Genomic DNA, 23,953 nt, shown 5'->3' with positions numbered 1-23,953 from the left:
TGCCTGAGGCCGCAGGGTGATGCGGATCCCCCTACGCACGAGCCGCGGCGCGGTGCCCGATCCCCGCCCGCGTTTTCACGAAAGACGATGAGCGCCCAGGATATCGAGCGGGACGACGACGAGACGCTGCTGATGCCCCGCCCCGAGGCGGGCGACACGCAGTCGCCCATCGAGGGCGGCGCGCCGGGCGCGCCCATCACCGGCGCCAGCGGCGGCGGCTTCGCCAGCAAGCTGAAGCGGCTGGGGAGCGAGTCGCTGATCTACGGCCTCAGCTCCGTGTTCGGCCGCTTCCTGAGCTACGCGCTGCAGTTCCTGTACGTCGCCTACTTCCCCCCCGCGGCCAACGGGGTGCAGAGCGCGGTCTACACCTACGCGCCCATGCTCTCCATCGTCTTCCTGCTGGGGATGGACGTGGCCTACATGCGCAGCGCCGCCGCGGTGAAGGACAAACCGCTGGAAGAGCGGCAGCGCGCGTTCAGCATGCCCTTCGGCATCGTGGCGGTCGCCGGGGCGGCGGCGCTGCTGGTGGGCGCGCTGGGGTCGCGCTGGCTGTCGCACGGCATGAAGCTGCCGGCCGACGGGTTCCTGTACCTGATCGGCATCGTCTACACCGACGCGCTGATCGCCGTCCCCTACGCGCACCTGCGGATGACCGGGCGCGCCAAGCGGTACGCCGTGCTGCGGCTGCTCTTCGTGGCCGTCAGCATCGTGCTGAACGTGATCCTGATCGCGTTCCTGCACTGGGGGATCAGCGCCATCTTCCTGGCCAACCTGGTCGCCAACCTGGTGGTCCTCGCGCTCTTCACCAGCGAGATCGCGCGGCTCTTCCGCCCGCGCCTGCTGCGCGGGGTGAACTGGAAGCCGCTGTGGACGTACGCGCTCCCCATCATGCCCGCCATGTTCGCGGTGATGATCGTGGAGAACGGCGACCGGCTGGTGCTGAACCTCCTCCCGGACAGCGTCTCGAAGGCGGTGTACGGGATGGCCACCAAGGACGTGCTGGGGATCTACAACTTCAACTACAAGCTGGGCGTGGCCATGCTCCTGCTGGCGCAGATGTTCCGCATGGCGTGGACGCCCTTCTCGCTGCAGCACGGCCGCGACCGCGACGCGCCGCACCTGTTCACGCGCGTGCTGACGTCGGTGATGCTGCTCTGCGCGTTCGCGTTCCTGGGCCTGGCGCTCTTCATCCCCACGCTGGCCGGAATCCCCAAGATCCGCCACATCGCCAGCTCGCCGGCGTACTGGCTGGGGCTCTCCATCGTTCCCATCATCCTTCTGGGGTACGTGTTCAGCGCCATGTACGCGGTGGTCACGGCGGGGCTGTACATCGAGAAGAAGACGGGGATCCTGCCGTGGATCGCGGGCGCCGGCGCGGCCATCAACATCGCCATCTGCGTGGTCGCGGCGCGGCACTCGATGGTGGCGGTGGCGTGGGCCACGCCGGCCAGCTACGCGCTGATGGCGGCGCTGGGCGCGTGGCAGAGCAACCGCGTGTACCCGGTGCCCTGGGAGTGGGCGCGGCTGGCGCACCTGGCGGCGATCGTGGCCGCGCTCTACTTCGCGGACCAGTGGCTGGCCACGCACGGGTGGGGGCCCACGGAGGGCCGGTCGATCGGGGTGAAGCTGCTGCTGGTGGTGGCCTTCCCCGCCCTGCTCGTGCTCACCCGCTTCTTCCGCGCGGGCGAGTGGAAGGCCATGCGGCGCCTGATCCCCGTCGGCCGCAAGCCGGCGACGGCGTAGCAGCGTGCGGAGGCTGGGAAGGCGAATGGAATTCGCGGCAACAACAGCACGAAGTCCCTGCGGGACTGCTCCCCGGGCATCGGTGCGATCGGGTGGGATTCGCGGGGATGCCAGATCCCGAGCGGATCAGCCTCGCGCGGTTTGCGAGGCTTCCCGTGGTTGTTGCTGCGGCTTCAGCCGCCGGTGAGGGGCCGGCGTGGCGGGCGGGTCGGAGGACCCATCGCCGGTTGCAGCAGAGAGTTGGGAGATTCGGAAGATGGCCGGGCGAGGCGATCCGAGGCGTGTCGGGAGATCGTCCCACGCAAGGGGGTGGACAAATCCTGACGATGCCGCTAGATTGGTGAGCAGCGAAGAACACCGGGCGTACGATTCAGCCCGGGCCAGTGTGCCCTAAGGACCTGGACGCTTCAATCGTCCCGGTCCTTTTCTGTTTTTCGCGCGCCTGTGGCGGGGGGCGAATTTGCCCGCTTAGGAGACAGTCGGCTGGTACGGATTTCCCGGGCCTCGGCAGTCTACACCAATGCAAGGAGTTTCGGAATGCGTACCACCGGCACCGTGAAGTGGTTCAACGACACCAAGGGCTTCGGGTTCATCACTCCCGAGGACGGCTCGAAGGACTGCTTCGTGCACCACAGCGCCATCCAGGGCAGCGGCTTCCGCTCGCTGGCGGAGGGCGAGCGCGTGGAGTTCGACGTCGTGCAGGGCCAGAAGGGCCCCGCCGCCGAGAACGTCACCCGCCTGGGCTAAGCCCTCGCGGACCTGACGGTCCGACGAACTGAAGAGCCGCCCCGATCATTGAGATCGGGGCGGCTCTTTTCGCTCCAGCTCCTCCGTGTCGATCACTCTGATCACTCGGAATTGCGGTTTCCACACGGGTACCAGCCGGGCAGCTTTCGGCAACAGCGTTGCGGCAATCGAAAGAAGCATCGCAACAACTGCGAACAGGATGATGCTGGGTCTTCGGTTCGTCTGGTTTACAACCGACACATGGGTTCCACGGCCTTTTGCGTAAATAGCCAGCTCTCCACGGCCATCAGTCAGAATCGAGATATGATCGAGATCGCGTGGATCCAGTTGTGAATAGACGAAGCGTCGAGCTTGAAATCCTGACGGGATCGCTTCAGCAGTTGTGTCCCGAATCGGCCCGAACTCGAACGCTGGTACCGTCTGATGCTGGACGACAAGAATTGAGAAAGCTGAATCACGTTCCCGAAACACGAGGCTCACCGGAATGTCCTTGATGGTCACATCTCCAGAATTCCATACGGTCACACGATAGAGCACCGGAAAGGAAACCGCGTTTGTACCAAGGACGACCCGCAGCCCCTGAATCCGCTGGGACAGGAATTCACTAGGTGTGTCTATTCGATAGCTAAGTTCGGCCTTTTCTTTTCCGCGCGAAGTGAGGTAGTACGTGAATACCGCCGCGATAATAGCCACGACCAGCGGCGCAACAACGTAATTTCGAAGCCAGTGGTTGTCTTCGCTCATGAAATTGTGACTCCAGATAAATATCCATCGGACGATACGCAGCAACTAGCGAGCACACAAGCCTGTCAAAACGCCCAGTTGGCGCTCACGCTGACGGCCGTGTAGCGGTAGCCGCCGCCTGTGTCGGTGGGCGAGAGGCGCTGGAGGCCGGCGTTGGCGTAGCCGGCGGAGACGCCGATGCGGCGGCCGGGGGCCACGGTGTAGCTCAGGCCGCCGCTGGCGCGCAGCGTCGCGCTGCGGTCGCCGCCGGTGCGGACCTGCTGAATGCCGGGCGCCACCTCCGCGCTCACGCCCACGTGCCGCCACTCGCGCCCGAAGCGGCCCAGCGCCTCGCCGATCCAGTACAGGTCGGGGTCGAAGTAGCCGTCGTTCAGGTCCTGGTCGAACCCGAACGCCCGCCCCGCCGCACCCAGCGTGAAGAAGCGCGCCAGCCGCCGCGTCACGGCGACGTTGCCGTTCGTGCGCCGGTTCGTCTCGCCCGACACGCGGCCGTGGAAGTCCGCGCCGCCGCCGCCCGCGCTGATCGCCCACCCCTGCGCGGGAACGAAGCCGGCCGAGAGCGTCAGCTCGTCCACGTCCACCTCGCGCTGGATGAGGAGCGCGGTGGCGTCCAGCGGCGTGCGGTTGTACGCCAGCGTGGCCGTCACCGGATAGCGGCCGGGAGACGAGACCGCCGCGCGCCAGCTGGCCCGCGTGTCCTCGCCCGCGCGGTCGGTCTGCGTGACGCCGCCGCCCGCCGAGAGCCACCAGCCGGGCTCCAGCTGCGTCCGGATCCCCAGTCCCACGCCCTTCGAGGTGCCGTCCGGCGTGGCCGAGCCCTCCAGCCGCGCGTCGCGGAGGTACGCGTCCGCGCGGACCTCCACCCGCGGGTCGGGGCGGAAGGCGGCGCTGGAGGAGATCGTGGAGATGCGGTTCCCGTCCGAGTCCGTCTCATAGGTGAACGCCGGGGCCACCGCGGGGCGCGTCGGCAGGGCCGCCCAGGTAAGCTCCGTCCGCGCGTCGCGGTCCGTGGGGGCGGCGCGGATGGCGCGGCGGGCGGCCTCGAGCGCGGCCGCGTCCCTCCCCTGCCACCGCAGCGTCTGCGACAGGCCGACCAGCGCCGCCGGATCGTCCGGGTTGCGGGCGAGGACGCGCCGCCAGCGCCGTTCGGCCGCGAGCAGGTCGCCGCGCCAGGCAGCCGTCCGCGCGAGGCCCTGCATCGCCTGCACGTCGTTGCCGTTGATCTCCAGCAGGCGGCCGTAGACCACCTCCGCCGAGTCCAGCTTTCCCTCCCACGACAGCACCTGCGCCATCCCCAGCAGCGCGTCGTGGTCGCGCGGGTCGCGGCGCAGGATGGAGTCGTACGCCGCCCGGGCCGCGGCGAAGCGCGAGGCCCACGACAGCACCCGCGCCCGCTCCAGCCCGATCGCCCGGTCGCCCGGCGCGATCTCCAGGATCCTGCCGTAGGTCTGCAGCGACGCGTTGAAGTCCCCCGCCCACGACAGGAACTGCGCGCGCGCCTGCAGCGCCGGGAGGTACGCCGGGTTCTGCTGCAGCACCGGCTCCAGCGCCGTCACCGCGCCGGCCGGATCGCCCTTCCACGCCAGCACGCGCGCGCGGTCCACCTGCGTCTCCACGTCGCTCGGCGTCAGCCGCAGCGCGCGGTCGAGCAGCGCCAGCGCCTCGTCGTACCTGCCGTCCCACGCGCGGACCAGGGCCACGCGGTGCAGCGCGCGCACGTCGTTGCTGTCCGCGCGCAGGCGCTGCTCGTACAATCGCCCCGCCTCGGCCACGTTCCCCGCGGCCCACGCGCGGTCGGCCGCGTCCTGCGCGCGCGCCGGCGCCGCCCACGCGAGGGTGAGGAACGCGAAGAGCGGGAGGAAGATGCGCATGCGGTTCGTCATCGGTGCATCACCGGCGGGTCCATGGTGCGGAAGGCGTCGCGCATGGCGCCGAAGACGGGGCGGATGCGCTCGCGGGAGCGCGGCATCTCCCACGTGGGCCAGGTGAAGAGCGGCACCGCGGACGCGCCGCCGGACGCGGGCCACTGCGTCCACCGGCTTCCCGACCGCGCCGCGGCCACGATGCGGATCCCGGGAACCGTCTCCGTGCCGAAGTCGCCGTTCGGGTTGGCGCCGGGCGCGTCCTGCAGCACGCGGCGCTCGCTGGGGTCGGTGAAGTTCAGCAGCATCCAGGGGATGCGGACCTCGAAGACGCCGCGGTCCAGCATCTCCCAGCTTCCGTCCGGCGGCGGGCCCTGGCGCAGGATGCCGCGGTCGTAGCCGAAGGCGGCGAACTCCGTCCCGTCGCGCCCGAAGCGGCGGCGGTTGGTGACCACGCGCAGCGAGTCGTACACCCCGTCGTCGTTGGCGCGGGTGACGAACGGCCGGTTGTAGCGCGACTGGTAGCGCCCGAAGAAGAAGCCCGGCAGCGGGTTGTCGATGTGCGGCGGCGGCGTGGGCTGGCCGGGGATCTGGTTCACCAGGTCGATCGCGAACGGGTTCGACGGGGGATCGGCCAGCAGCCGCACCTCGCCGCCGCGCGTGGCGTGCAGCGCGAACTCGATCCCCACCGGCAGCCGCTCGCCGACGCGGCCGGGCCAGCGGAAGTCGCCCGCGTCGGGCTTCACCACGTCGAAGCCGAGGTAGAGCTCGTCGGGCGCGCGGCCGTCCGCCGTCTCCACCTCCACCCACAGGTACGCCTCGTCCACTGCGGCGCGCACCACGCCCTGCGGCGTGCGGTACAGCACCGGCCGCGCGGCCCACGCGGAGGCCCGGTCGGCCAGCGTCGCGCCGCGGACGACCTCGCCGGGCTCCTCGGTCAGCATCCCGTAGTGCTGCTCGGCATCGAGCCGGTTCAGCCAGAGGCGGTTGCGCTCCAGCGGAATCTCGAAGTCGATGACGATCCAGTTCTTCTTGAACCACTCGTCGATCCACGCGAAGATCGCCCCGCCGGCCATCCCGCTCTCGGCGATCTCGCGGGTCAGCCGCGCATCGGCTTCGGCCATCGACGCCTCGTCGTGGCCGCCGTGGTGCCATCCCTGGGGCTGCAGGTGCGCGCTCCCCATCGACCCCGGTACGCCGTACTCGCTGATGACGACCGGCATCCCCGGGTGGTGCGCCTTCAATTCGCGCAGGTAGCCGAAGTAGTTGCTGCGCCCCAGGCTGGACGACGCGCGGTTGTACCCCGGGTCCAGCACCATGAAGTCCGGGTAGTACGGATACGCGTGGAAGCTGGCGAAGTAGCCCGCCGGGTACGCCGCGGTCGGGTGCACGATCGAGGCGTCCAGGTCGATGCGGTCGTTGTCGTACTCCAGCGGCTTGCGGTCCACCCGCTCGCCCAGGCGCGTGCGGATGGAGATCTCCTCGTCGACCGTGGTCTCCGTCGGGTGCTTCAGCGGGTCCAGCGTGGGCCAGTTGGTGTAGGCCACCGGCCGCATCGCGTGGTAGGTGCGCGCCTCGTACTCCACGATGTGCTCGCACGCCTTCCCCAGCCAGCGGTCCATCGGCGTGCCGCCGGCGACGGTGAGGTAGCGCCCGCTCCACGCGGGATAGTTCGGCCGCCGCGCGTTGAACTCGCCCACCGAGAACGGCTCCCACTCGCGTCCGATGATCCACGCCAGCACCCAGGGCGATACGTCGGCCGTGTACTGCCCGCTGGAGTGGCCGGGGCGCGGCGGGAGGTCGGCGCGGCCGTGCAGGAGGTCGACCACGCGCTGCATCTCCGCGAAGAACTGCCCCTCCCACTGCGGGTCGGCGAAGTCGTCGTTCTCCGGCAACTCGGTCCACACGCCATGGATGATCCACAGCGGATTCTCCCGGTGCGCCGAGTTCCAGGCGTACAGCGCGCGGTAGAAGTGGGGGGGATGGATGGTGTAGACGCGCACGGTGTTCGCGCCCATCTCCGCCATCTGCGCGATCCAGCGGGCGTACGTGGCCGAATCGGGGAACTCGCTGGGATGATGCCCGGGCGTGGCCGCGCCGAGGTTCACGCCCTTCACGTAGAACGGCTCCCACCCGCGCGCCGTCCGCACCTCGAAGCGGTCGCCGTGCGCGCGGCTGGGGTAGACGATGGTGTCGGGGATGACGAGCGGACCGCGCTGGACGACCACCGGCGCCTCGCCCAGCCGCGCCAGGTACTCGCGCGCGTCGGCGTTGTTGGGATCGATGCGGCGCACGCGGGTGAACGCGCTCCGCGACGTCTCCTGGTCGCCCTGCCGCCACGCGGCCAGCCCGAGGCCGACCAGCGCGTCCACGTTCTGCGGCGCCGCGGCGATGACGGCCTCGAAGCTCCGCCGCGCGCCGGGGACGTCGCCGGCGCGGAGCATGGCGAAGCCGCTGCCCACGCGCGCGCCGACGTGCGTGGGGCACCGCCGCAGCGCCGCGTCGAACCGCGCGCGCGCCGAGTCGATCTGGCTGGCGCGGTACAGCGTCCACCCGCGCTCCACCAGCGGGTTGGCGACCTCGGGGCACTCCTGCGCCCCCCGCATTCCCATCGCACCCAGCGTCGGCACGGCCGCGCCGCCGAGCGCGGCCGCCATCGCCGCGAGCGCGATCCGTCGCCGCATCCGTAGATCGGATTCACGTAAGATGAACTGCATCAAGCCCTTCTCTCCACGCATCTTGTCAGCTCTCTGCTCATCACCGGTCTAGCATCCGGTGAATGGAATTCACCGGCAACAACCGCACAAAGGCCCTGCGGGACTGCTCTCCAGCATCCCCGCGACCGGCCAGCCCGACCGCACACCTCCCTTCACACCCGCACCCGCCGCTTCACCTTCGCCGAGCCGGAGGACTCCGCCTCCGCCTCGATCGCCCGGTCGGCATCGGCCACCTGCGCCGGGGTGGGGGCGAAGCCCTTGCGATCCATCTTCCCCCAGCTCTTGCTGCCGCGGACGTAGTTCCACATCCCCTTCAGCCGCCAGATCACCGTCAGCTGCCGGTAGCCCAGGTTTTCCAGCAGCGCCCAGACCACCAGCATCACCCGGTCGCCGAAGGTGTGGTAGCGGTGGAAGTTCATCTCCTCCAGCACCAGCGCGGTAAAGGTCAGCACCGCGCCCAGCCCGTACGCCGTCAGGAAGAAGAGGATGGCGAAGGGCCAGTCGATGGCGTTCAGCATCAGCCCAAGGATCACCCCCAGGAACCCCACCGCCTCGACCACCGGCGCCAGCATCTCGTTGAACACGAAGTACGGGTACACGATGGTGCCCATCCGCCCGTACTTCGGGTTGAAGAGGAGCCCGCGGTGGCGCCAGAGCACGTCGGCCAGCCCGCGCTGCCAGCGGTCGCGCTGCCGGGCGAGGACGCGGAAGGTGGAGGGCGCCTCGGTCCACGCCACGGGGTCGGGGATGAAGTCCACCCGGTGCGCGCCCTTGCGCTCGTAGCCGATGCGGCGCAGGCGCAGGACCAGCTCCATGTCCTCGCCCACCGTTTCTTCCAGGTACCCGCCCGCGGCGATCATCAGGTCGCGGCGGAAGAGGCCGAAGGCGCCGGAGATGATGAGGTTGCCGCCCAGCCGGTTCCATCCCAGCCGCCCGAAGAGGAAGGCGCGGAGATACTCGACGACCTGGAAGCCGGGGAGCGCGCGCCGCGGCACCCGCGTCTCCACCACGCGGCCGCTCTCCACGCGCGACGCGTTGGCCACGCGGATGGTTCCCCCCGCGGCGATCACCTCGTCGTCGTCGATGAAGGGCCGCACCATGCGGATCAGCGCGTCGGGCTCGATCAGCGTGTCGGCGTCGATGGCGCAGACCAGGTCGCCCGTCGCCAGATTCAATCCCGCGTTCAGCGCGTCGGCCTTGCCGCCGTTGCGCTTGTCGACGACGACCAGGTTGGGGTGCGTGCGCGAGCGGTAGAGGGAGACGACCTCGGCGGAGTGGATGCGCTTCTGGTAGATGGGGTGGATGGGCGCCAGGTCGAACTGGTCGATGAGCACCGCCATGGTCTCGTCGCGCGACCCGTCGTTGACGACCACGACCTCGAGGTTGGGATAGTAGAGCGCGAGCAGGGCGCGCACGCTCTCGCCGATGGTGGCGGCCTCGTTGTAGGCGGGGGCCAGCATGGAGATGCCGGGAACCACGCGCGAGCCCAGCATCTTCCAGCGCGCCTGCCCGCGCGAAAGGAGGACGTGGCGGCGCATCTCCACCCCGGCGCTGGCCAGGAGGACCAGGTACCAGCCGTTCACCAGGAGGAAGTAGGCCAGGATCGCCCACTCCAGCTTCACCAGGATCCAGACGGCGATCGAGTACGGGCTCATCGCCACTGGTCCCGCTCGGTGGTGGTTTCGGGCATGTCCAGCACCTGCCGCGCGATGTCGGCGGCGAAGCGGTCGCGGTCGTCCAGCGCGCGGCGAAGGAGCAGCTGCCCCGGGCTCCCCAGCCGCCGCATCGCCAGCGCGCTCTGGCTGCGCACCACCCAGGCGGGGTCGCGCAGCATCCGCGCGAGCCGGGCGGCGGCGGGCCAGTGCCCCAGCCGCCCCAGCGCGGCCGCCGCGGCGGCGCGGACCGAGGGCTCGGCGTCGTCCAGCAGCCCGACGGCGCGCCGCACCAGCGCGTCACCGCCGATGGCGCCGGCGAGCGCGACGGCGCGCGCGCGGCAGACGGGGTCGGCATCCCCGCACAGCCGCTCGGCCGCCGCGGCGAAGCGCGGGTCGGCCAGGCCGGTGGCCACCTCGAGCGCGGCCTCGGCCTGCTCGCCGCCGTGCGTCTCCAGGTACGCGGCCAGCGGGTCGATCGCCGGCGGGCCGATGCGGATGAGCGAGTCGCGCAGCACCCAGCTTCCCACCGCCTCGGGATATTCGAGGAGGAGGATGAGGCGGCGGATGACGCCCGGCGTGGGGTTCTGCCCCGCCCACTCGGCAGCTTCCGCACGCACGGCGGGATGGGGATCGCGGAAGAGCGGGGGGACGACGTCCTCGCCGCCGCCCAGCGCGGTGAGCAGGCGGATGCCGCGCAGCCGCTTCCACCACTTGCGGCTCTTGCAGAGGCGCTCGGCGCCCTCCACCAGCCCGACCTCGCGCGCCAGCGCCGACAGGTGCCGCCGCTGCGCCCCGCCGATGCTGGGCGCCAGCTCGGTGAAGAGGCGGATCTGCAGGCGCAGCGGCAGGGCGCGCAGGAACGCCTCGTCGGCGCGGTCCACGCGCGGCTGCACGGCCACGCCGGCCAGCGCCATCCGCCCGCGCTCCATCAGCGGGGCGGAGCGGCGCTCGTGCAGCGCCATCGCCACGCCGTGGCCGAAGATGGTGACCAGGCTGGCGATCCACGCCACGCCGATCACCACCAGCGCCAGGTCGAGCAGGCGGATGGAGCTCATCGCGCGATCTCCATCCACCATGGATCCTTCGCATCTCCAAAACCAGAAAGGGGTTCACGCGGAGACGCGGAGGAACGGAGGAAACATCTCCGCTGCTCTGCTTCCCTGCGTGAAACCCCTGCGGTTTTCGCGATGACGGGCATCCGCGCATCGCCATGCGCCGCGCCCTCTCCGGCCGGCCCAGGCCGTCCACCTCGCCCGTACCGGGAGAGGTAGCTGGACGAGATCCGCGCGTCGGGGGCTGCATCGTGCCCGCCCGGCTGGCTCTCGCGCAGATGCTGGAAGGCCACCTCCTCCCGGAATGGGAGGGGGTCGCGCCCTCCGGCGCGGGGGGAGGGCGCGGGGGCGAGGGCGCGCGCCGGTGCGTGGCACGCGCGAACGTCCACCCTGTTCCCTGTACCCTGTCCTCTGTTCCCTCCCTTCATGCGCGCATCGCCCTCCGGATGCGCTGCAGCAGGATGGGCACGCTGAACGGCTTGGCCACGTGGTCGAACGCGCCTTCCTCCAGCGCCTGCACCACCTCGGCCTCGTGCGCGCGCACCGTGAGCACGATCACGCGCGTGCGCTCCAGCACCCGCTCGCGCGCCAGGGTGCGCAGCAGCGCGTGGCCGTCCATCCCCGGCAGGTCCACGTCCAGCAGCACCACGCGCGCGCGCAGCCTGGGGCGGCTGCCGGTGAGCTGCTGCGCGGCCTCGCGTCCGTCGGCGATCCAGCGGCTGCGCCAGCCGCGCGTTTCCAGCGCGTGCAGGAGGAGGCGCGCCAGCGTGTGGTCGTCCTCCACCACCAGCACGTCCACGTGCTCGGCGGTGCTGGGCTGCCCGGCCGTCCACCCCGCGGGAAGCACGCGGTCGCGCCCCGCCTCCTTGGCCTGGTACATCGTCGCGTCGGCCGTGCGGTAGAGCGCCTGCAGGTCGCCGCCGTCCATCGGGTACTGGGCCACGCCGGCGCTGAACGTCACCCGCAGCGGCTCGGCGCCGGGAACCTCGAAGGGCTCGTCGCGCAGCACCTCGAGCACCTCGGCCAGGCGCTGCACCCCGTCGTCCTTGTCCATCCCGTGCATGGCGACGAGGAACTCTTCCCCGCCCCACCGCGCCACCACGTCTTCCGCGCGGAAGCTGCGCTCCAGCATGCGGGCCACGCGCCGCAGCACCTCGTCGCCCGTGCCGTGGCCGTGCTGGTCGTTCACCTGCTTGAAGTGGTCAAGGTCCAGCAGCGCCAGCGAGAAGGGCTGCTGGTGGCGCACGGCCAGGTTCAGCAGCTGCCCCATCAGCTCCTCCGACCGCCGCCGGTTCGCCACGCCGGTGAGCGGATCGGTATCCGCCAGCGCCCGGTGCAGCTGCACGCGCTCCAGGCGGTTGGTGATGCGGGTGACCAGCTCGGGGCCCACGATGGGCTTGGCCACGAAGTCGTCGGCGCCCGCGCTGAACACCTGCTGCACCGTTTCCGGGCCGGCGCGCGCGGTGAGGAAGACCACCGGGGTGGCGCCCCAGCGGGTGTCGTTGCGCAGCACGCGGCAGAGCTCGATCCCGTTCACCCGCGGCATGTCGATGTCGAGGATCACCACGTCGGGGCAGAACTCCTCCAGCGCCTCCCAGAAGCGGAGCGGGTCGTCCAGCGTGTGCACCTTCACCCCGCCCGCCTCGAGCAGCGAGCCCACGCTGGCCAGCACCAGCGGGTCGTCGTCCACCACCAGCACGCAGGCGTGGCGGTCGCGGCCGCGGTGCAGCACCCCCTGCACCGCGTCGACCGCGGCGGCGGGGGGCACCGGCTTCTGCAGGAACCCCATCCCCCCCATCCGCGCCACGTCCACGCGGTCGGTGAACGAGCCCCGCGCGGTGAGGACCAGGACGGGGACGCGCGGGGTGCGCGACGCCAGCTCGGAAAGGAGCGAGAGCCCGCTCTCCCCCCGCTCGAAGGAAAGGTCCAGGAGGACGGCGGCGGGGCGCTCCTCGGCCACCGCGGCGCGCGCCTCGGCCACGCCGGGGGCCACGCGCGTGCGGAACCCCCGCCCGCCCGCCTCCATGGCGATGCGGTCGGCCAGCTCGGCGTCGTCATCCACGATCAGCAGCAGCGGGAGCCGCGCGCCCGTCGCCGGCCCGGCCTGCGGCGGCGCCGCGACACGCTCGCGCGACGCGGAGGGGTCGGCGGCGGGCGTGGGCGGCCGCGCCAGCTCGCGGCGGAGCGCGACGACCAGGTCGGTGAGCTTCAGCGCCTCGGCCTGCCCCAGCGGCGCCGCGCCCTGCAGCAGGAGCTCGATCTCGCGCGCCAGCCGCGACCCCTGCGCGAAGCCGAAGGTGCCCACGGAGCCCGCCAGCTTGTGCGCCTCGCGCTCGGCGTGGCGGCGGCTCTCCTCGTCCAGCCCCCCCTCCAGCACGGCCACCGCGGCCGACTCGACGGCGTCCACCCGTTCCATCACCGCGCCGCGGAAGCGCTCCCACGCCTGCCGCACCGCGTCGGCCAGCGCGCCGCGCTTCGCCTCTCCGGCGGCGGCGGCCACGTCGCGCGGGTCGTCGGGCGACGGCCCGCCGGTGCCCAGCACGGCGCCGGCCTCGCGCACCAGCGCCTGGCGGTCCAGCGGGTGGAAGAAGATGCGCGCCACGCCGAGCGCGTCCAGGTCGGCGCGGGTGAGCGAGGCGCGGGTGCCGCGCTCCAGGCAGAGGAAGGTGGGGGGATGGGGTTCGGTGCCGCGCAGCAGGTCGCGCGCGGGGCCGCCGGGGATGGCGTCGTCGACCAGCAGGAGCGCCCACCCGCCGCGGGCCAGCTCGGCGCGCGCGGCGGCGGCGTCGGGCGCCGTTTCCACCGTCACGCCGCGCAGCTGGCGCGCCAGGAAGCCGGCCACGGCGTCGCCGAAGCCGGCCACCAGCACCCGCGCGGGCGGACTTCCGCTCACTCCGGCCACCCCAGCGAGGCCGACACCTGGCGCGCCAGGTCCATGGGGTCGAACGGCTTGGCCAGCACCCCGGCCACCCCCAGCCCCTCGAAGCGGCGGCGGTCGGCGGCCTGCACCTTGGCGGTCAGCAGGATGATGGGAATGGCCGAGGTGGCCGCGTCCTCGCCCAGGCGCTGGGCCGTGGCGGGGCCGTCCATCCCCGGCATCATCACGTCCAGGAGAATGGCGTCGGGCCGGTGCTCGGCCGCCAGCCGGATCCCCTCCTCGCCGCTGGAGGCGGGGATCACCTCCCAGCCGGCCACCATCTCCAGCGACATCTGCGCGACCTCGCGGATGTCGTCCTCGTCGTCCACGATCAGGATGCGTCGGCTCATTGTGTCTCCATCATCCCATCCGGCCGTCCCTCGCGCGGCCGGCCGGAAACATGATTACGTCGCGCGCGCCGCCGCCGGATGCATCCGCCGCGCGGATCCGGGAGAAGACGCGCGGCGGGCGCGGCGAGTCACCCCCCGCGGGCCGGCCTTCCCCCGATTCCGTTGCGCCGTCGCGCGAGTCTGGGCACCCATCCAACGGCAATCCCCGCGCCGGGACAAGGAGCGTCACGATTCGCCGCCCCCGCCCTGCCCCCCGCCCGCCCGCGCCTCCGCCTGCGTGAGCAGCGCCAGGACGCGCCGCTCCAGCTCCACCGGCTCGATGCGGCTCTTGATCAGCACCTCCACCCCGGCGCGGCGCAGGCGCTCGCGGCCGGGCTCGTCCAGGTCCAGCGCGGTATACGCCACGATCGGCACGTCGCGCAGCCCCTCGTGCTCGCGGAAGCGTTCGGCCAGCCAGTAGCCGTCGCCCTCGGGGATGGCGATGTCGAGCACCACGGCGTCCGGCGTGCGGCGGCGCGCGGCGCCCCACGCGCTCTCCCCCGTTCCCGCCACCTCGGCCGCCACGCCCTGCCGCTGGAAGGTCTCGGCCAGCACGCCCGCCAGGTCGGCGTCGTCCTCCACCACCAGGACGTGCTTGCGCCCGTCCGCCGGCTCGGGAACCACGGGGTCGGGGTCGCCCGGGCGCGGCGCCGCCTCGACCTCGGCCGGCTCGCGCGCGGGGAGCGGGAGGGTGAAGGCCAGCGTGCTTCCCTCGCCCAGCACGCTCTCGGCCCAGATCCGCCCCCCGTGCTGCCCCACGATGGTGCGGCAGATGGCCAGCCCCAGCCCCGTTCCGCCCTTCTGCCGCGAATCCGACGAGTCCACCTGCTGGAAGCGCTCGAAGATGCTTTCCAGCCGGTCGGCGGGAATGCCGCGCCCGTGGTCGGTCACGCGGAACATCGCGTCCTCGCCCTCCGGCTCCACCGTCAGCTCCACCGTGCCCCCGGGGTTGGAGAACTTCACCGCGTTGGAGATGAGGTTGGTGAGCACCTGCAGGAGGCGGTCGGGGTCGGCCACCAGGGCCACCGGCTCGGCCCACACGTAGACGCCCACGCCGGCGCGCTCGGCCATGGGCATCATCACCTCGGCGGCGTTCTGCGCCAGCTCGGCCGCGTTCACCGGCCGCGGCTCCATGGCCACCTTCCCGGACTCGATCCGCTCGATGTCCAGGATGTCGTTGATGAGGCGGATGAGGCGGTCGGTGTTCTGGACGGCGATCTCCAGCATCCGCTGCCCGCGCTGCGGCACCTCGCCCGCCTTCCCCGAGGCCAGCAGCCCCAGCGAGCCGCGGATGGCGGTGAGCGGCGTGCGCAGCTCGTGGCTGACCACGGAGATGAACTCGTCCTTCATGCGGTCCACCTCGCGGCGCTCGGTCACGTCGCGGAAGGTGACCACCACGCCGGCGATGCGCTCCTCCTCCACGATGGGCGTGCAGGTGAACTCCACCGGGAAGCGACGGCCGTCGGCGCGGCGGAAGGTGGCGTCCTTCGCGGTCTTCGTCTCGCCGGAGAGGAGGGCGGCGCGGATGGGGTCGTGCCCGCCGTCGGACGACAGCAGCGTGGCCTCGTACGGCCGCCCGGGAAGGTCGTCGGGGGCGTACCCCAGCATGGCCGCCGCCGCGGGGTTGGCGAAGGTGGTGTAGCCGTGCGCGTCCAGCCCGTAGATCCCCTCGGCCGCGGCGTTCAGGATCAGCTCGTTCTGCCGCGCCAGCCGCTCGGCCGCCTGCCGCGCCAGGATGCGCTCGGCCGCCTCGGCGGTGAGGAGACGGTTGGCCTCGCGCAATCGCGCCGTCCGGCGCACGACCAGCACGCCGGCGCCGACGGCCAGGAGGACCGCGAGGATCCCTCCGCTCAGCACCAGGAAGGCGGTGCGCCGCTCCAGCGCCCGCGCCTCCTGCGCGCGGCGGCCCAGCAGGGAGAACTCCTCGCCGCGCACCTCGGCCAGCGTCTGGCGGATGGAGTCGGCCACGGCGCGGCGGGCGGTGAGCGCGCGCACATCGCCCGCGGTGGCCCGCGCCGCGCGCATGGCCGCGCTGTCGCCCTCGCGGGCGGACATGGGCCCGGCCTGCCCCGCGCGGAAGCGCGCCTGCAGCGCCGTGATGCGGCGGAGGCGCGCCTGCTGGCGGGGGTTGTCGGCGGTCAGCCGGCGCAGCGCGGCCAGGTGCCCGTCCCAGTCGCGGGCGCCCTCGCTCCACCCGGCCAGGAACTGCGGGTCGCCGGAGATGCCGAAGCCGCGGTAGGTGGTCTCCATCTCGGCCTGCGCGGCGCCCAGCCCCTCGGCCTCGGTGATCACCTGCCAGGTGTGGATGCTCCAGCGGTTGGCCGCCGCCACCTTGCGGAACCCCGCGTTGGCCAGCCCCAGCAGCGTGGCCAGGATCAGCAGGAGCGCCACGAACAGCGCCATCAGCCCCGCGTCGGGGCGGAGGACGGCGGGGGTCGCGGAGCGTGCGGAAGCGGCGGCGTCGCTCAAGGAGCCTTTGCGCGGGTGTGCGGGTCTGATTTAACGGCAGGAAAGAAACGTTCCATCCGGCCCGGCGCAAGGTGATGCAGAAGGTTTGCGCAAAGCCGGGCGGCGCGCCCGTCCGGGGTGGAGGGGCGCGCCGCTGCTGGTCGATCGGGGAGATCGGGATCAGCTGCCGCTGAGCTTTCCTTCCACCAGGTCCACCCCCTCCTGCGTCAGCGCGTACTGCTTCCGGGCCTGCCGGGTGGTGCCCATCTTCTTCTTCTGCACCATGAGCGGCGGGCGCGAGCGCAGGTTGCTCTCGATGGCGCGGGTGATGTTGGGCACCGGCAGCCCGTTGCGCTTCAGCTCGGCGTTGATGGCCTGGCTGGTGACGGTGCGGTCGGCGCGGCCGCGGGCCAGCACCCAGGCGCCCAGCAGCGCGCGCTCGGCCATGGTCTCGGGCTTCCACCGCTCGATGGCGGAAGAGACGCCCCCCGCCCCGTTGCGGCGCGCGTTGGTGCTCCCGCGCGGCCGGCCGCGGCGCCGCGGCTGCTCCTCGCCCGCGGCGCCGGCGTCGCCCGCAGGCTCGGCCTGCGCGCGCGGGGCCGCGCCGCCCCGGGCCACGCGGCCACCGAAGGCACGCTCCAGGAGGATGTCTCGCGCGCGCTCCTTCAGGACGGGATCGTAGCTCGAGATGGCGTTGTTGATCTCGTCCAGCACCGCTTTGACTTCCTGCAGGTCTTCCATGTGCGCTCCGGGGTCGGCAGTGGCAAGGCGGGGCGCGCGTCCTGCGCCCGCGCGGCCGGAATGTCGTGGGGTCGGGTCATGAACTGCAATGAATCCGGTTGCGCATCATTTAAAACTCCATTTGCACCGCCGTCAAGTATTCTCGGTATGCTTCCTCTTCGAAGGCGCAGAAGATCACCTTGCGCGGGTACGGGTTCTCGCTCAGAAACCGGTGCACCTCGCGCACCGCAATGCGGGCCGCGCGCTCCAGCGGAAAGCGGTACGCGCCGGTGCTGATGGAGGGAAACGCCACCGTCTCCATCTCCTTGTCGGCGGCGATCTTGAGCGAGTTCCGCCACGCCGTGGCCAGCATCTCGTCCTCGCCTTTTTCGCCCCCCTGCCATACGGGGCCCACGGTATGGATCACCCACCGCGCGGGAAGGTCGTAGCCGGCGGTGATCTTGGCCTGGCCGGTGCGGCATCCGTGCAGCATCCGGCACTCCTCCACCAGCCTGCGCCCGGCCGCGCGGTGGATGGCGCCGTCCACGCCGCCGCCGCCCAGCAGCGAGGTGTTGGCCGCGTTCACGATGCCGTCCACGCGCAGCCTGGTGATGTCACCCTGAACGACCTCGACGCGGTCTTTGAGCGATTCGTCCATGACGGGTGCAAGTTGGGGTGATGTGCTTCGGATGAGTCGACGCAAGTCCATCGTCCGCATCCACTTCCATCGCATGGCCCGGCATCGCGGGATCTCGCGCGGAGACGCGGAGACGCGGAGGTGCATCCCCATCGCCTCCGCGACTCCGCGTCTCCGCATGAGGCCTTCTTTTCAGGTCTTCGGGTCCGCCGGGGCGCCGTCGGGCGCGTCGAAGTTCAGGTGCGGCTCGGCGACGATGTCGTGCGTGGCGCAGAGCCTGGCCAGCAGCGCGTGCACCTGCTCCAGCGCGCGGTCCTGCGCCGCCAGGTGCTCCAGCACGGCGGCGATCTCGATCTCCGCCTTGCGGTTCACCTCGAAGTCGTTGCGCGCCTCCAGCCGGTCGCGCACGGCCTGCCGGTTCTGGCTCATCATGATGATGGGCGCCGCGTACGCCGCCTGCGTGGAAAGCACCAGGTTCATGAGGATGAAGGGATACGGGTCCCAGTGCCGGATCATGGCCACGCTGTTCAGCATGAACCAGACGGCCAGGATGGAGGACTGGATGATGATGAACTTCCACGAGCCCATCATCGCCGCGACGCGGTCGGCGGTGCGCTCGCCGACGGTCATCCGCTCCGCCATCACCTCCTCGACGTTCACCACCGGCGGATGGTCGTGGCGGAACGGGTGCGGAAAGCGCAGCGGGAGGTGCGTGTTCGTGCTCACGGCTTGCGGCTCCGGTGCGAGATGAGGAAGAAGCTGGCGGCGGTCACGATGCCGAACGCCACGTACCCGATCACCATCTCCAGCGCCGCCATGATGCGCGCCTCGGGCATCGGCACGAAGTCGCCCAGCCCGGCGGTGGTGATGGTGCTGGCGCTGAAGTACAGGCAGGTGAAGAAGCTGGTCACCTCGCCCGCCGCCGGGTCACTGGGGCGGACGATCCCCAGCTCGCGGTAGAGAAAGGCGAAGAAGAGGATGGTGAGGGCGATGGTCCCGAAGGCGTAGCCGATGGTGTGCGGCAGCCGGTCCGGGTCGCTCAGCAGCGCGCCCACCTGCCGGATGAAGCCCACCACCAGCGCGGGGATCATCGCCACGCCCAGGATGATGGCGGTCACGTCCTGCCGCAGCCCCACCACGCGCAGCAGCAGCTCGAACACGCCGAGGGCCACCACGCTCCCCACCAGCGCGCCGCGGAAGACGTGGTGCGGCTCGTCGGAAGTCGGGAAGATGCGCATCGCCGGATCCCGGATGCGGCGGTGGAGGAGGACGGCGGCGCGGCGGTGGGGGCGCGCGGTGGATCGCGATCGCGGGGGAACCCTCCCCCCGCGGCTGGGACCGCGTACCCCCTCCCGAAAACGGGGCCCGATAACGGGAGGGGGTAACTTCGACTGAGCCGCCCGGATGCCGGCGCGTTCGGCGGCGATCGTGGGATGCGAGGCCCGGACCTGAATCGCCGCGCAGTCTGGATGCTGCTGCTCAGCTTCCCTTGCGGGCGCGGAGCTCCAGGCCGCGGGTGGTGATCAGCGCGGCGCCCTGCCCCGCCCATCGCGCGAGGCTCTCGGCCTCCGGCTCCAGCCCCAGCCCCCAGGTGGCGTCGGTGATGACGGTGACGGGGTAGCCGCGCGGCTCCAGCATCCCCTCCACCGCGTTCTTCACGCACACGTCGCGGGCCACGCCGGCCACGTAGATCTCCAGCGGCGCGCCCAGGCGGTAGCCCAGCTCGCGCAGGAACGCGTCCGTGGCCGGGTTGCCGGTGAAGACGTCGAAGCGGTTCTTGTGGATGAACACCGGGCGTCCCTCGCCCACCGCGCGGCGGGCCACGTTGCGGGCCACGTCGGCGCTGGCGCCGCGCTCCAGCACCAGCATGTCCTCGGGGCGGATGGATTCGTGGATCTCGGCCCCCGCGCGCTCCGCCGCGTCGGGCGAAAGCCCCATGCAGTGCGGCGGATACGTCCCCCTGGTCGCGTCGGGAGATTCGGTGTCGATCTCCTCGTCCTCGTACGAGTGCCAGTCTCCGGTGTAGACGATGGCGTCGCAGTTGGCGCGCATCCACTCCACGGCCTGCTGCAGCGCGGGCATGATCTGCGAGGCCCCAACGTCCTTCCCGTCGTCGAACAGGTCGTGGACGTACAGGCGCCCGCTCTCCGCCGGCGGCAGCAGGAAATCATTCTGCGCGTCCACCACCCACCCGATCCGCGCGATTCTATCGGTCATCATGCCCTCTCTTCCGTAATCCCCCGCTCCCGCACTTTCGCACTCACGCACTTTCGCACTTTCGCACTTAAATCAACTGCGCCCAATCCACCGGCACCAGCCGCGGGTTCTCGCGGAAGGTGCGGCCGATCTTTCCTTCCGGCCGGTCGTCCACCCGCACAAGGTCGGCGGTGAAGTCGAAGTCGTTCAGCAGCCCGCTGGCCGGGTCGCTGTGGCCCAGCAGGCTGCTGCCCACGCCGTAGGCCACGACGGGAACGCCCTCGCCCTCGAAGCGCCTGATCTTGGACGGCGTGAACCCGCCGCTGGCGACGATGCCGACGTAGTGGAAGCCCTCCGCGTCCAGCGCCGCGCGCATCTTCCGCACGAGGTAGGAGTTCACGCCGGTGAGCCGGGCGCGCCCCCACACCTCGGGGTCGCCGATCAGCGACGCGTCGATCAATCGCTCGCTGGTGTCCACGCGAACGGCGCTCAGCACGCCGTCGCCGAACTCGGCCCGGATCGCCCGCGCGACCTCGAGCGCGGTGCGCACGGAGTCGTTCTCGTAGTCCACCAGGCTCATCAGCTGCACGCCCGGCTCCTCGCCGCGCAGGTAGCGCGCGAAGGCGAGGGTGGCCGCCACGGTGTCGCCGCCGAAGGCCGCGATCATGGCGTGCGGCATGGTCCCCACCCCGCGCGCGCCCCACCAGGCGCCGGCCGCGTCGCTGGACACGCTCTGCACGCCGCCGATCTGCGCCGCGTAGCCGTCGGGCGTCTGCACCCGCCAGTCGTCGTGGCGCGGCGCCATGAAGATGACCGGCTTCCCCGCCGCGGCGTCGACCACGATGCGCGTGTTGCTGGCGATGAGCGAGCGCCGCGCCAGCACGCCCAGCACCGGCGTCTCCAGGTGCGCGAAGCCGCGGTAGCAGCCGGTGATGTGCATCACCGGCTCCCACGCGTCGGAGCCGGCGGCGTTCACCGCGTCGCCCTCCAGCAGCGTGCGGATGCGGAGATCGGCCGGGTCGTATCCTTCCGCCAGCTGCGTCTGGAAGAGGCGCACCGCCTCGTACACGCCCGCCAGCACGCCGGCCTGCTTGGCGAAGACCTGCATCGTCACCACCGGGTCGCGGCCGGCGTGGCGCAGGGTGCTGGCGGTGCGCACGAAATAACGGTCGGAGAGCCAGCCGGTGCGGATCCGCGCGTCGAACTGGAAGAGCTCGGGGGGAAAGCGGCGCAGCCCGTCGTGGAGATGGGCGGCGCGTGCGGTGGCATCGTCGGCGGGCGGCTGGTCGATCATCCGGTTTCGGCTCCCATGTTATTCTCAAAACGAGAATCATTCGATCGGCACAGGATAGCGCCGGGTGCGGGCCGCGTCAAGCGTCGTCTCCGTCGCCCGGCTCCAGCGGGAGAAAGGGAAGGCGGAGCGAGGGGTCGAGCCGCGCGTGCACCACCCCCGGGCGGAAGCGGAAGAGCTCCGGCGCCACCCCCGGCTCGCCGGCGGCGCGCGTGCGGCGCTTTCCCGTTCCCGCGACGATCCGGGGCGCGCGCGTCTGCCGGTCGCCCTTGGTCTGCGCCACGGTGCGGCGGAAGTTGGCGCGGTGCAGCGGGCGCCCGGCCACGGCCTCGCAGGCGGCCTGCAGCTCGTCGAGGGTGAAGTCGTCGCCGGCCAGCGCCTTCAGGGTGGCGGGGACGTACTTGATCTTGCCGCGCAGCCGGGCCAGCGCGTCGGCCAGGATGCGGCGGTGGTCGAAGGCCATCTCCCGCCCGAACCCCTCCCCCGCGCCCGGGAGCGGCCGCCCCCAGCGGTCCCGCCGCGCCTCGGCGACCAGCCCGGCGTCGAAGAGAAGGCGCCAGCGTTCGGACACGCGCTCCTCGTTCCACTCGCGCAGCCCGGACCCGAAGGCGTGGCCGATCCGCTCGCGCGCGTCGCCGCCCTGACGCGCGGCCCACTCGCCCAGCACGGCCAGCACCTCGTGCGCGGCGCGGCGCCCGGCTTCGGCGCGCAGGTCCTCCCACGGCAGGTAGGTGTAGAGGTCGGTCCAGCGCGCCTCGGACACCTCCTCCGCCTGCGCCGTCAGCTCCGCGGGCTGGGGGAGGAGCATGAGATACGCGTTCGAGGCGACGCGCGCGCCGGTGCGCACCCACGCGCCGGTGGCGGGATCGGGATGCCCGGCGAACTGGCGCGGATCGCGGCCGTCCTGCGTGTAGCTCCCCAGCGGCTCCAGGTAGCCCGGCTCCTCCACGCCGGTCTCCTCGCGCAGCTCGCGCAGCGCGGTCTCGCGGGTGGTGGGGTCCTGGTCCCACTCCAGGAAGCCGCCCGGCCATGCGTCGCGGCCGCGGAAAGGGTCGCCGCCGCGGACCACGACCAGCGCGCGCAGCGAGGCCTCGCCTACCGGCCAGTCCAGCGCCAGCGCCACCGCGTCGCCGGTGACGGCGTAGGCCGGATACTCGCCCGCGTCGTACTTCAGCGCCCACTCGGGAACGCCTTCGCCCTGCCCAGGCCCGTTCGCCACTCGTCCCCTCCTCGTCGTCCGCGTCAGCCCGGCCGCAGAATGCCGCCGCGCGAGGCGGTTCGTCAATGCGGCGCGGCCTTCACCCGCCGTGCTGCCGCGAGTCGTGAAGACCGCGGGACAGTGCACGAACGCGGACCGACCGAGGGATCGGCACGATAGAAAGTCCTTGCAAGAGCACTCATCTACCGACATAGTATGCCGGAAAGGATTCTGGCACATCCGGCGCGGACGATGACTCTCCGTCCCGGCACCTGGAATCCACCCAGCTCACACCGCAAGGGAGATCCGATGCCGATGACGAACGAACGCCGCCGCTCGCTGAGGCTGATCCCCGTCGCGATCGTGGCTCTCTTGGGCGCCGCGTGCACCGACGGCGCCAATCCGCTCGCGAAAGCGCCGGCACCGGCCTCGCCCGGCGGCGCCGTCCCCCTCCAGCTGCTCGAGTGCACCGCCACCCGGACCGCCGTCACTTGCGCCCCGGCCCGCCCGGGCAGCAGCGGTTCCCTGAGCGACATCATCCTGGGAGGCGGTGCCGTGAAGCTGACGTCCAGCAACGTTCATTACGATGGAGTGGAGAAGTTCACCTTCGACGTGACCGTTCAGAACCTGATCCAGCAGCCGATCGGCACCACCGACGGCATCACGCCGGACCCGAACGGGATCGACGTATTCTTCAACGTGCAACCGTTCGTGACGTCCGGTTCGGGATCCATCACCGTCGAGGCGGATGGCATCGGAACCTTCACCGCGTCCAACCAGCCGTACTACCAGTACAGCACGATCCTGGCGCAGAGCGCAGTTTCCTCCCCACGTACGTGGACGTTCGACATGCCGCCGACGGTGGGATCGTTCAGCTTTTCCGTCTACGTCTACGCAGCGGTTCAGTACCCCAGCGGATACGTGCAGCTGGACGGCTACCTTCCCGGGGCGGGCACCGACTCGCTTCAGGTGGGAACGACGCGCGCGCTCGCCACGGTCGTGAAGACCGCCTCGGGTGCCACGGTGCCCGGCGCCACGGTGACCTATGCGACGAGCGATTCCGGCTGCGCCACCGTCGACGGCGCGGGAACCGTCACCGGCGTCGCTCCCGGCACCTGCACGATCACGGCGACGAGCGGCGCGCGCTCCGGGAGCATCGGCTTCACCATCACGCCGTAGGCCCGGGCTGGACTGGGCTGCCGGTCCGAATACCAGCCGGATCAGGCGAGCCCGCTGACGACTTGACGATGGCGCCACGAGCATGGCTCGCGGCGCCTCCATCGTTTACCCCGCACGGATCGACCCAGCCACCGGTCACGGGGGCAACGGACGGCCCCGCATCTCCCCTCCCCATCCCCTCGCAGTTCGCAGCATCTGCAACGCATTGGCGGATCAGGAATTACGCCAAACGTTCCCTTGCGCCAACGTTGGACAAAGCGCAACCTTGTATCTGCACCACCTGCACGCACCTGGCGTGCACCCGGCCGGGGAGTACCACCTCACCTCCCGCTCATCACCCCCGGCCCCATAGCGGACCCGCAGCCGATCTGCTCCCCGGGGTCCCGGAGCACCAGCACACAGCACCAAGCGTCGAGCGTGAGCCGCAGGCCCGTCCGGCTCCCGTTATGTCCACGCGC

General features: G+C 71.5%; 18 protein-coding genes. 3 read left to right on the top strand and 15 right to left on the bottom strand.

What is annotated here, in order from left to right; all coding sequences use genetic code 11:
* Positions 1 to 87 precede the first annotated feature (87 nt).
* Together VLK66_RS24730 and cspE are read left to right on the top strand one after the other, a co-directional pair.
* The gene (locus VLK66_RS24730; protein WP_325312176.1) at positions 88 to 1,743 is read left to right on the top strand and encodes a lipopolysaccharide biosynthesis protein; all 1,656 of its coding nucleotides are present in this window, start codon (positions 88 to 90) and stop codon (positions 1,741 to 1,743) included.
* A 537-nt stretch (positions 1,744 to 2,280) separates the two neighbouring features.
* On the top strand, positions 2,281 to 2,490 hold the full coding sequence (cspE, locus tag VLK66_RS24725; RefSeq protein ID WP_325312175.1) for a transcription antiterminator/RNA stability regulator CspE: 210 nt from the start codon (positions 2,281 to 2,283) through the stop codon (positions 2,488 to 2,490).
* 45 nt (positions 2,491 to 2,535) lie between these two features.
* Here cspE and VLK66_RS24720 read toward each other — a convergent pair whose 3' ends face one another.
* The 15 genes from VLK66_RS24720 to VLK66_RS24650 all read right to left on the bottom strand — a co-directional run bounded on the left by VLK66_RS24720 (position 2,536) and on the right by VLK66_RS24650 (position 22,337).
* Positions 2,536 to 3,234 (bottom strand): hypothetical protein, encoded by a 699-nt coding sequence (locus VLK66_RS24720; RefSeq protein ID WP_325312174.1) that lies wholly within the window; start codon positions 3,232 to 3,234, stop codon positions 2,536 to 2,538.
* Between the two features lie 65 nt (positions 3,235 to 3,299).
* On the bottom strand, positions 3,300 to 5,117 hold the full coding sequence (locus VLK66_RS24715) for a tetratricopeptide repeat protein (RefSeq protein WP_325312173.1): 1,818 nt from the start codon (positions 5,115 to 5,117) through the stop codon (positions 3,300 to 3,302).
* A complete protein-coding gene (locus tag VLK66_RS24710) occupies positions 5,114 to 7,780 on the bottom strand; it encodes a tetratricopeptide repeat protein (protein ID WP_325312172.1) in 2,667 nt (888 codons plus the stop codon). Before VLK66_RS24710 ends, VLK66_RS24715 begins: the two co-directional genes overlap by 4 nt.
* A 185-nt stretch (positions 7,781 to 7,965) precedes the next feature.
* The gene (locus VLK66_RS24705; RefSeq protein WP_325312171.1) at positions 7,966 to 9,468 is read right to left on the bottom strand and encodes a glycosyltransferase; all 1,503 of its coding nucleotides are present in this window, start codon (positions 9,466 to 9,468) and stop codon (positions 7,966 to 7,968) included.
* Positions 9,465 to 10,523: a HEAT repeat domain-containing protein gene (locus VLK66_RS24700; protein WP_325312170.1), complete on the bottom strand. Its 1,059-nt coding sequence runs from the start codon at positions 10,521 to 10,523 to the stop codon at positions 9,465 to 9,467. Before VLK66_RS24700 ends, VLK66_RS24705 begins: the two co-directional genes overlap by 4 nt.
* Positions 10,524 to 10,944: 421 nt before the next feature.
* Complete coding sequence (locus tag VLK66_RS24695; RefSeq protein WP_325312169.1) at positions 10,945 to 13,413, bottom strand: response regulator; 2,469 nt, start codon at positions 13,411 to 13,413, stop codon at positions 10,945 to 10,947.
* Positions 13,410 to 13,787, bottom strand: coding sequence for a response regulator (locus VLK66_RS24690; protein WP_325312168.1), 378 nt, complete (start codon positions 13,785 to 13,787; stop codon positions 13,410 to 13,412). Before VLK66_RS24690 ends, VLK66_RS24695 begins: the two co-directional genes overlap by 4 nt.
* A gap of 225 nt (positions 13,788 to 14,012) precedes the next feature.
* Complete coding sequence (locus tag VLK66_RS24685; protein WP_325312167.1) at positions 14,013 to 16,295, bottom strand: ATP-binding protein; 2,283 nt, start codon at positions 16,293 to 16,295, stop codon at positions 14,013 to 14,015.
* Between the two features lie 159 nt (positions 16,296 to 16,454).
* Positions 16,455 to 17,015 carry a hypothetical protein gene (locus VLK66_RS24680; RefSeq protein WP_325312166.1) on the bottom strand — a complete coding sequence of 187 codons (561 nt, stop codon included), beginning with the start codon at positions 17,013 to 17,015 and terminating at the stop codon, positions 16,455 to 16,457.
* Between the two features lie 109 nt (positions 17,016 to 17,124).
* Positions 17,125 to 17,652 (bottom strand): O-acetyl-ADP-ribose deacetylase, encoded by a 528-nt coding sequence (locus tag VLK66_RS24675; protein ID WP_325312165.1) that lies wholly within the window; start codon positions 17,650 to 17,652, stop codon positions 17,125 to 17,127.
* Between the two features lie 171 nt (positions 17,653 to 17,823).
* Positions 17,824 to 18,357, bottom strand: coding sequence for a DUF1003 domain-containing protein (locus VLK66_RS24670; protein WP_325312164.1), 534 nt, complete (start codon positions 18,355 to 18,357; stop codon positions 17,824 to 17,826).
* Positions 18,354 to 18,869: a potassium channel family protein gene (locus tag VLK66_RS24665; protein WP_325312163.1), complete on the bottom strand. Its 516-nt coding sequence runs from the start codon at positions 18,867 to 18,869 to the stop codon at positions 18,354 to 18,356. The genes VLK66_RS24670 and VLK66_RS24665 overlap by 4 nt, the downstream gene beginning before the upstream one ends.
* A gap of 241 nt (positions 18,870 to 19,110) precedes the next feature.
* Entirely contained in the window at positions 19,111 to 19,851 is a 741-nt protein-coding gene (locus VLK66_RS24660) for a cysteine hydrolase family protein (RefSeq protein WP_325312162.1), read from the bottom strand.
* 64 nt (positions 19,852 to 19,915) lie between these two features.
* Positions 19,916 to 21,121: a hypothetical protein gene (locus VLK66_RS24655; RefSeq protein WP_325312161.1), complete on the bottom strand. Its 1,206-nt coding sequence runs from the start codon at positions 21,119 to 21,121 to the stop codon at positions 19,916 to 19,918.
* A gap of 76 nt (positions 21,122 to 21,197) precedes the next feature.
* Entirely contained in the window at positions 21,198 to 22,337 is a 1,140-nt protein-coding gene (locus tag VLK66_RS24650; RefSeq protein WP_325312160.1) for an NUDIX domain-containing protein, read from the bottom strand.
* Positions 22,338 to 22,625: 288 nt separating this feature from the next.
* Between VLK66_RS24650 and VLK66_RS24645 the strand changes: the two genes are divergently transcribed.
* Positions 22,626 to 23,495 (top strand): Ig-like domain-containing protein, encoded by an 870-nt coding sequence (locus VLK66_RS24645; RefSeq protein WP_325312159.1) that lies wholly within the window; start codon positions 22,626 to 22,628, stop codon positions 23,493 to 23,495.
* The last annotated feature ends 458 nt before the right edge of the window (positions 23,496 to 23,953 follow it).

It is taken from the genome of Longimicrobium sp. (genome assembly GCF_035474595.1).
Lineage (GTDB): Bacteria > Gemmatimonadota > Gemmatimonadetes > Longimicrobiales > Longimicrobiaceae > Longimicrobium.
This window is presented reverse-complemented; position numbering and strand designations above follow the sequence as displayed.

Excerpts from the sequence above, each read along its gene's own strand:
- VLK66_RS24675 (WP_325312165.1), bottom strand. The coding sequence starts at position 17,652 with ATGGACGAATCGCTCAAAGACCGCGTCGAGGTCGTTCAGGGTGACATC.
- VLK66_RS24660 (WP_325312162.1), bottom strand. The coding sequence starts at position 19,851 with ATGATGACCGATAGAATCGCGCGGATCGGGTGGGTGGTGGACGCGCAG.
- VLK66_RS24705 (WP_325312171.1), bottom strand. The coding sequence starts at position 9,468 with ATGAGCCCGTACTCGATCGCCGTCTGGATCCTGGTGAAGCTGGAGTGG.
- VLK66_RS24710 (WP_325312172.1), bottom strand. The coding sequence starts at position 7,780 with ATGCGGCGACGGATCGCGCTCGCGGCGATGGCGGCCGCGCTCGGCGGC.
- VLK66_RS24720 (WP_325312174.1), bottom strand. The coding sequence starts at position 3,234 with ATGAGCGAAGACAACCACTGGCTTCGAAATTACGTTGTTGCGCCGCTG.
- VLK66_RS24655 (WP_325312161.1), bottom strand. The coding sequence starts at position 21,121 with ATGATCGACCAGCCGCCCGCCGACGATGCCACCGCACGCGCCGCCCAT.
- VLK66_RS24715 (WP_325312173.1), bottom strand. The coding sequence starts at position 5,117 with ATGACGAACCGCATGCGCATCTTCCTCCCGCTCTTCGCGTTCCTCACC.
- VLK66_RS24690 (WP_325312168.1), bottom strand. The coding sequence starts at position 13,787 with ATGAGCCGACGCATCCTGATCGTGGACGACGAGGACGACATCCGCGAG.
- VLK66_RS24680 (WP_325312166.1), bottom strand. The coding sequence starts at position 17,015 with ATGGAAGACCTGCAGGAAGTCAAAGCGGTGCTGGACGAGATCAACAAC.
- VLK66_RS24645 (WP_325312159.1), top strand. The coding sequence starts at position 22,626 with ATGCCGATGACGAACGAACGCCGCCGCTCGCTGAGGCTGATCCCCGTC.
- VLK66_RS24665 (WP_325312163.1), bottom strand. The coding sequence starts at position 18,869 with ATGCGCATCTTCCCGACTTCCGACGAGCCGCACCACGTCTTCCGCGGC.
- VLK66_RS24700 (WP_325312170.1), bottom strand. The coding sequence starts at position 10,523 with ATGAGCTCCATCCGCCTGCTCGACCTGGCGCTGGTGGTGATCGGCGTG.
- cspE (WP_325312175.1), top strand. The coding sequence starts at position 2,281 with ATGCGTACCACCGGCACCGTGAAGTGGTTCAACGACACCAAGGGCTTC.
- VLK66_RS24730 (WP_325312176.1), top strand. The coding sequence starts at position 88 with ATGAGCGCCCAGGATATCGAGCGGGACGACGACGAGACGCTGCTGATG.